This window comes from Anaerotignum sp. (genome assembly GCF_031981185.1).
Classification (GTDB): domain Bacteria; phylum Bacillota; class Clostridia; order Lachnospirales; family Anaerotignaceae; genus Chakrabartyella.
In genome coordinates, this window is sequence record NZ_DALYUL010000043.1 from 4,512 (window position 1) to 12,746 (window position 8,235).

General features: G+C 34.0%; 4 protein-coding genes and 1 pseudogene. 1 reads left to right on the forward strand and 4 read right to left on the reverse strand.

What is annotated here, in order from left to right; all coding sequences use genetic code 11:
* Window positions 1–248 precede the first annotated feature (248 nt).
* The 4 genes from RTK36_RS15750 to RTK36_RS15765 form a co-directional block, all read right to left on the reverse strand.
* Window positions 249–476: an acyl carrier protein gene (locus tag RTK36_RS15750; protein WP_312048177.1), complete on the reverse strand. Its 228-nt coding sequence runs from the start codon at window positions 474–476 to the stop codon at window positions 249–251.
* A 1-nt stretch (window position 477) separates the two neighbouring features.
* Window positions 478–1,971, reverse strand: a complete 1,494-nt coding sequence (locus tag RTK36_RS15755) for an AMP-binding protein (RefSeq protein WP_312048178.1) — start codon at window positions 1,969–1,971, stop codon at window positions 478–480.
* Window positions 1,972–2,018: 47 nt separating this feature from the next.
* The gene (locus RTK36_RS15760; RefSeq protein ID WP_312048179.1) at window positions 2,019–3,263 is read right to left on the reverse strand and encodes a condensation domain-containing protein; all 1,245 of its coding nucleotides are present in this window, start codon (window positions 3,261–3,263) and stop codon (window positions 2,019–2,021) included.
* A gap of 298 nt (window positions 3,264–3,561) precedes the next feature.
* Window positions 3,562–6,567, reverse strand: a complete 3,006-nt coding sequence (locus tag RTK36_RS15765; RefSeq protein ID WP_312048180.1) for an MFS transporter — start codon at window positions 6,565–6,567, stop codon at window positions 3,562–3,564.
* Between the two features lie 940 nt (window positions 6,568–7,507).
* Between RTK36_RS15765 and RTK36_RS15770 the strand changes: the two are divergent.
* Window positions 7,508–7,660 (forward strand): annotated as a pseudogene (locus tag RTK36_RS15770) (transposase); the annotation flags it as partial.
* Window positions 7,661–8,235 lie beyond the last annotated feature (575 nt).

The window sequence follows — 8,235 nt, forward strand, 5'->3', positions numbered from 1 at the left end:
ACAACAACATGTTATGGTCTAAACCTCATTTTTCGCCTTATCACCACAATACTTCATTATTATTATCGCTTCAACGTGGGGCGAGAGGATAGCATTGCTGTTTTTTGCCTTTGGCCGTTGAAGGAAACTTGTCAACGGCCAATTTATGTACTGGGTTGAGAGAACAGGAAGTATGTCTTTCACCCTGGCACGAGTAAACAATAATATAATCACTTAAATCTAGCATCCCTTTAGCTAGAGGGTACTGGTCAGGACATTTTTTTACTAGCAATAAAATTACAAATATCTTCAACTGTTACTAAAGAAACTATATCAATTGCATTAATGTCTATCTTATACTTATCTTCCAGTATGCCAATGAGATTTATAATTTCAAATGAATCCAACGCTAAATCAGTTTTTAAAGCTGTTTCCCCTGTCACCTCGATCATTGGCGAAAATGTATCTTTAATCATTTCTATCAATTCTGTAAGCATATTAAATTTCTCCTCTTTTAATTTTGCTGCTGGCTGTTTTCGGAAATTCTTCATTACAAAACACAACATTTTCGATTTGCTTATAGGAAGCCAACTTCTTATTGATTTCGTTTATTTTTTTACGAATTACCATTTTGTCATGCTCCGAATAAACTTTGGCTGTTAGTTTTCCGTTTTGCAAACAAACTACAACTTCTTTCAACTCTTCAATTTTCAACAATTCAAGTTCAAGTTCTTCTGGGCTGACATTCTTACCATTGGGCAATACAATTAAATTCTTTTTTCTACCCACAATAAATATATAATTGTCTTCAATATAGCCTAAATCTCCGCTTAAAAACCATTCCTCATGAAATGCTTCTTTTGTAGCCTGGGAATCCTTATAATATCCTTGAAATAAATATGGATTTTTAAACAAAAGCTCTCCATCTATTGTTTTTGCTTCGGAATTAAAGTTTATTCGTCCAATACTTCCAAGGCGATTATCCTCATTTGGATTTACAGTGATGGACCCGCAGGTTTCGGTAAGTCCGTATCCGTTAAGCACCAAGATGCCCAACGCTTGCATACGTTTTGCAATTTCTAAATCCAGAGGTGCACCACCAACTACAATGATTTTTAAATTCCCACCAAGCAATTGGGCACAGGCCTGTTTGCGCGCAGTAAGTTGGTCTATGCTACTTGCTTTCATAATCTCTTGTGCTTTCGAATCAATCATTTTGTCAAAATACGTTAGCAATGCTGGCACCAAAAAAGTACAGTATGGTCGAACTTCCTGCATTTCCATGAAAAGATACTTTAACCCTGCTGAAATAAATAAATTGCCCCCACTATACATCGATGAAAATACCACATTTGCAAAGGGAAGAATATGATTGAGGGGTAATGTTAAAAATATAGAGTCTCTCACCTTAAGACTATAAGAAAGATACAGGCTCGTCCGCAGTAAATTAATTTGAGACTGCATAACACCCTTTGGCTTCCCCGTAGTTCCAGATGTATAAAATATATATGATAATTCTGTACCGTCAGTGTTTTGTAATTCCACCGCCAAATCACAATGAAGATGGTCTTTGGTATCTGCTTCTATGCAAATTGTATGATGAACGTTTTTACTATTTTTTGTTATTTCATCACAAAACGGCTGATTGAGCCGGGAATAAAGCAAACAAGAGGTATCGCTATGCTCCACCATATAAGCTTTTTCCTGTATTGTTGCCATATTATCCAGCATAATTAAAACATTCCCCGAAAGGGGCACAGCAAAACACCACTTTAAGCAGTCAAACGAATTTTCAGACGCAACAGCTATCTTACTATTCGAAATACCCTTTAAAACAAGGGATTTTGCTGCTGCTGTAACTTGTTGTGAAAAATCGGAATAAGTCGCAGAGCACATTTTTCCATCTTTCAAATAGGAAAATGCAATTCTTTCACCGTAATACTTTGTCGTTAAAAAAAGCAGATCACGAATCGTTGAAATATTTTCAAACATGAATAACGCCCCCTCAGCAAGTAACCTATAGTATGCTTATTTTTTCTTTACGAAAAGCAGTTCATTGCAATCAATTTTGCTATGCCAGTTTCAATATCCCTATGAATTTCTATCACTTCCTCATCCGAAAAGTAATTTTCCCAATATATATAAGAAAATCCAATGGTTTCCCAATTGAGGTAGTCAGCGATATATAACGTCATCGGCAGAAAGTCAGTTTCACAATTGTGGTGCTTCAATGTGGAAACGGAAACAGATGGCTTTTTATTGGTGCAAAAATACGATAAGGAAAACTGTGGAATATACCTGCCATATTTTTCTTCGTATTCCTCTGACAATATTTTTGTATTCCAATCGAAATTCCTGTGTTTATAATAATCTACGGACTGTTTCTGAACCGACTGATATAAATCAAAAATATTGTTGTATTTCGTGAAGTCAAAAATAAAGGGTGGCCCAATTTCATAAACACCTAAACTGTTTTTTTCTTTGGCTCCCAAGCGGTTTCCAATGGGAATTTCAAAGTAAAATCGCTTGCACCCCGTTTTTTTATTTATAATATCCGCCAGAACTGTAGCAATCAGGCTAGGTGCAGAAATATTGTTTTTGGAACAATACGCATATAATTCATCCTTTATTTTCTTGCTTGTCTGGAACGTTACTTCCTTAATTGCTGCCTCCTCATTATCAATTACATCATGAAAAAGATATTCACAATTAGATAATACCAAAAATCTATCTTCCCAGAATTCTTTATCAATAACATATTTTTCGCTTTCATTATATTTTTTAATGTTCTCCAAATAAGTTTGAAATGGATGCCACTTCACTTCCTCATCTTTCAAAAGCAGAACTTTTTGAATTTTATCAGTCAACAATAATACAGATAACCCATCAAAAATTAGATGATTAAAACTAAAGTGGATTCCATAATATGAACCTGCAATGGAATAAATAAATATGTAATAAAGCTTCTCTCGATTATTTATCTTTGTTGCCCAAACTTCCTTATAAAACAAATGATAATCTTCTTCTGTAGAAAAGTGAAAGACAGGAATATCATGCTTCTGATAAGGCAGAAATTCCATATACTGACGTCCATCTTGAACAAGACATCTTGCACCAAAAACATCAGCTGTCTTGATGCATTGATCAATTGCAAAGGATAGCTCCTCTGGAGGAAAGTTCATTGAAAACTCCATTGAATATGAAATTTTTAAAGGAATACTACCGATTGCTTCATTTACATCAAATATGTATTTTTGTTCATCGCAAATTGGTAAAACACGCATAAAATTCTCCTTAATCTATTCAAGACACATATGCCAAATTGTACTTATAAACAAAATCGAGAAAAAGTTTCGTACGTAGCCCTGTAAGGTTAATAAAAAGGTCTATTTCCCAATGATGTTCATTTATGTATTGAATGGCGTCCATATTATTGTATTCAAGGTCACAAATCGTAATATTGTGATCGCACCCATGTTTTTCAACTAACTTCATAAATGTCTTTCCAATGTTCCCATAGCCCGCAAGTAAAATAAAATTTCAAAGCTCCTTTTGATTTTAATGATTCAAATCATTTGTAATTTATTTACTTTTATTGCAATCCCTATTCTCATAATTAAGAATTAGAAATATTGCTGTTAAAACAAGAAAACAAATGCCAATGCTTAAAAAAGACTTCCTGATTCCAAAGAACATGGCAAAAGCAAATAAGTAGGCTTGACCCATTTGGGCGATACCAATTACAACATTACTAAGGGCAAGGGTACTGCTCTGTCCGTATTTTATTGACTCGGGCAGTTGGGTAAAATAGATGTTCTGCACCGATTGAAAGAAACTGTCGGCAAAGGCAATGGCAACACAGGCAAGCACGAGAGCGAAAACTGATTGAAAAATCCCATAGTAAATGATTGCAGTAGACATAACAACAGCTGATATCATCAATACAATATACGAGTCCAATATAGAAAGAAGCTTTTTTGTAAGCACCGGACCAAGATAAATCGAAATCAGTCCAAAAATAATGATAATGTAGGAGATGGCCTCCTCATTTAGCCCTTGACTTTTCCCTTCTAACGGAAGAAAAAAATCAATAAATCCCATGCAGATAAAATATGGCATAGTTAAAAAGAAAATATATCCAATTACTCGTTTATTCCGAACAAAATGGAAAAAACTCATATCAGAATTTACTTCCACATAATTCATGGCATCTGGGACATTATTTTTATTGTAAAAAAGGATAGCTGTAATTAAGAGTATCAAAAGAATGAAAGCAGAAACAGCATACACCCACCGATAACCCAAACTTGTGATTATAGTAGCTCCCAAAGCAACTCCAACAATGGTACCCGCATTCGTGCCAGCACTGCTCATTGTAAAGCCTTGTGTGACACGCTCTTCATCTGGTTGCATGGCCACCATAGTATCTAAGATGTTGAGTATCATTCCTGCGCCACTGCCGAATAAACTCCTACCCACAATAAATTGTGCAAGACCGCCAGAGGTTGCTGCAGTCAACTCTCCAACGATTGCAAAAATGGTGCCTATCACAAGCAACTTATGAAGGGAAATTTTTTTTATAAGCACACCTGAAGCAAAAGCAGAAATGCCGACAAACAAAAGCGTCACTGAATAGGCAATTGCCACTGCAATCTCCTTTGATACGCCAAAAGTTTCATTATATAACTGCATGGCAAACAACGGACCACATACAACCGACAAATGATAGGCAGTTTGACCTAAGAATATTGGAGTTCTAACCGATCTAGAGTCAATAAGCTCTCCGGGTGCCGCGGATGTTTTTGCAAAAAACATTTTAATTCCAAAAAAGATTTCTTTTAGCAGCAATAGTGAAAGGAGTAAAACTACAGCAGTTGAAATAATGATTTCCATTTGCTTCGCTCTCATCTCTTTTATAAAACTGTTTTTGTTAAATCCAACCTCAACTGCACCAACCACTTCATTGGTATCTGAAACAATTGGAACTTGAACCAGACAATAAGAGCCAAAGTAGCCCATGTAATCTGGATAAACAAGCGTGTTGTTCTGACATATTAAGTTTATTGCATTTTTTTCTGCAACCTCTAATGGGTAGATTGCACCCGCTTCTTCAGGCATAGACAAAATAAAATATATTCTATTGTCAAAAAATTTATTAATTCCAAAATAGATATCTGCATTCCAAAGATTATCTTTTTTATTAAGTCCTGTATCATCAACATAAAAAACATTATTCTGAGGATTGCTTGCATTATTATTAAGGAAATTTATTATGTTTTTATAACTTTGGGAGTTAATATCCTCTAAATCATCAATACTCATTACATCCTCTGCGGAGATATTCTTGGCAATCAAATTGCCAATGGAAGATATTTTGTCTATTGAGCGATCTTGATAAGCGTTATAAAGAACATCTGTATATTTAACAATAACAAGCGCGGATATGGCTACAACAATTATGATCACCATAAAATTATATGTAAAATCTGTAAATCCCACTTTTTTGTAGTAATAGATGGCAAACCCAATTACTGCGCTAAGTCCCATTAGGAACAAAAATACTCCACAAATCCAGGTGAACATAATATGCACATGTTCCCCTGTAGAAAATGCAATTTCTGTGTTTACCTGCGTTATGGTTTTTGTGTTGACGTTCAAACGATAGGTAGCATAACCGGATACAATTGTAACGTCATTCTGACTAGCACGGGCTATAGAATAATAAAGGGCAGGATCGGTGAAAAAATCCTCGTTTTTCTTCATTGTTGCTATCGTATGGAAACTTTGACCATCATACAATTTTACAGTACGTGAACCAATATCAGAAACAGTAAGATAACCATCAACGAGAGCCATAGAATATGGGATATTAAAGCCTTCTTCTGTTTGATAAGAAAGTAATTTTGTGTCACTTTCAGTTTGATTTATTTCATAAATATTGCCCACTGCAGTAATTACATAGAAAAAACCTTTTTCATGATCATAGCAATATTTTATGGCATGCTCTTTTGAATCGTCCCAAGGAACAGATGCCGTGATTTGTGGTTTTTTATTTCCCTTCAAATCAATAGAATATAGAAGAACTTCGTCATCTGTTCTTGTCACAAATGTAAGCGTATCACCCAAAAACTGCAAATCCATGATTTGACTTGTTTTTTCAAAAAGGTGTTCCACGGTATAGGAATCAGAATAGACACTTCCCAAAAATTTCCCCGTTTTAGAAAACTCGTCAATTGAAATATTGGAAATGGTTGCTTCATTCAAATACTGATAATTTGTTGCATATATTTTGCCATCGGGGGCTTGCGCAAGTTCTTTATAGCAAGCACTGGTATTAATATATGTCCACTTACATTTACCGTCTTTGTTAATTCCAATCAAACGATAATTTCCCTGATCAATATAATATTGATCTCCGTTTTCTACAACTTTATAAAAAACAGGAGAAGATATTTGTGGTCCTTTATCATAAGGTTTATATAAAAAGCAGTACCCATTAAAATAGACATAAAGAAAAGAGACTAAAGTTAAGAATACTGCAGTAAAAATTAAAAAATAATACTTTTTTTTAGGCAAATTAATACTCATATATCTCCTCGTTAAATCCATTCATAATAATACTCCACCGCTTGTGTTCGAAAACTTCTTATTTTTTATAAAAGTAGCAATGCAAGTTATCAAAGTAACTACCTGTAGAAAAAAATCTAATTTTCGATTTCTAATTTTAGCACAACGAAAAGAAAAAAACCGTTTCTGGGGTAATTGCTATCATTTTAGGGGTAATTGCATTTTTCTGTTAAAAAAAGGCGACTATCAACTGATAATCGCATCCTGTGTCTTTTTTTGTATTTACTTCTTGTACATTGAGAACTATTTGAATTGTACAAAGTAAATCCCTTTGATTAGAGATACTGTTACTTTCTCCCTCATTTGTATCTTCATTAGATATCGGAGATATAACACAATGGTTTTTTCATTATGCAGAACCTCCCACAAATTAGTGAGAGTCGCTAATTCATCAGAGAATTTCCATTTGATTTCCACATCGTTATAACCACTTACAATAATTTTATCAATCATCAGTTTAATAAACTCACGACTTAATACTGCAGTATCTTTTTCTCTCCTAAAAGACTTGACCCACTTATTTTGCGGGGATAATATTTTTTCATCTAAAACTTGTACTTTTTCGCAAGCCGTTTTTGGCTTCTTCCAGTTCCTCAGCCTGTTTTAAATACTCGGATTTCAAGCGATTGTACTCTACAAGGTCTAAGGTGCCGTTTGTATAGTTTTCAAAAAGTGCAGAATATCAGTTTTTCCGTATTTACTCTTTTGTACTTCTTAACTTTTCAAGTTTATCCTCCAACGAAAAAGTCAACTCTAATATTTTCCCTTTAAAGATGTTTTCCTGAAACGGATATTTTTCTCTGCGTTCATTATTTTGCTTTGCTATGCTTTCAGACATCTTTTCTAAGTTATGAAAAATCGCCTCATCAATAATAGGCTCATGTGTACCATAAACCGCCCCAGCGAAGGCCGTATTGTAAAGCGTGCTGTTTACATTGCTTTTGTTGGCATTGATATGAATGGAAAAAAGGATGTCCTAGGGATGTATATGGGCGAAAACGGAAGTGCTAAATTTGGGCTTTCTATTATCAATGGCTTAATAAATCCAGGTGTATAGGATATCCTAATTTCTATTACTTTCTAATATTTATTGTCAAAAAGCATTGTTTCAATAATTTGTTTCCCTTTCGTCTGCTATATTATAGACTTTTTCTTGGATTGGTTGCATTGTGGGAATATAATAGATGTCATGATGGGACGGTTTCTCTGCAAAGTGTTCTACCCCCTTATGAACTTCCCTAAACTAGGCAGCTTATATATCTGTAAATAGTCCAAACGTTTGATATTTTTGTTATTTCTTCCAAAAACACCTTTTGATAGCAATACCTTTAACTTTTCCTCTTCTTTTTGTATTCCTACTATACTTTTAATTTAATTTTTTTATTATTAATTTTTGGGTATTCTTTTATGTATCATCAGTTGGAACTGATGCACTCCTTAATATTTTTATATCCAAATTAAACCAAAAATCAGATATTTTTCGACATTTATGAATTTATCATAATAGTTTTGAGAATGGAATATATACTTCCAATAAATAATCCTATTTATCTACTATTCTAATTTTTTACACTAAAACCTGCTAAGAAAAGTCAATAGTTAATTTGACTTCTAGCAGGTTTCCTTCTT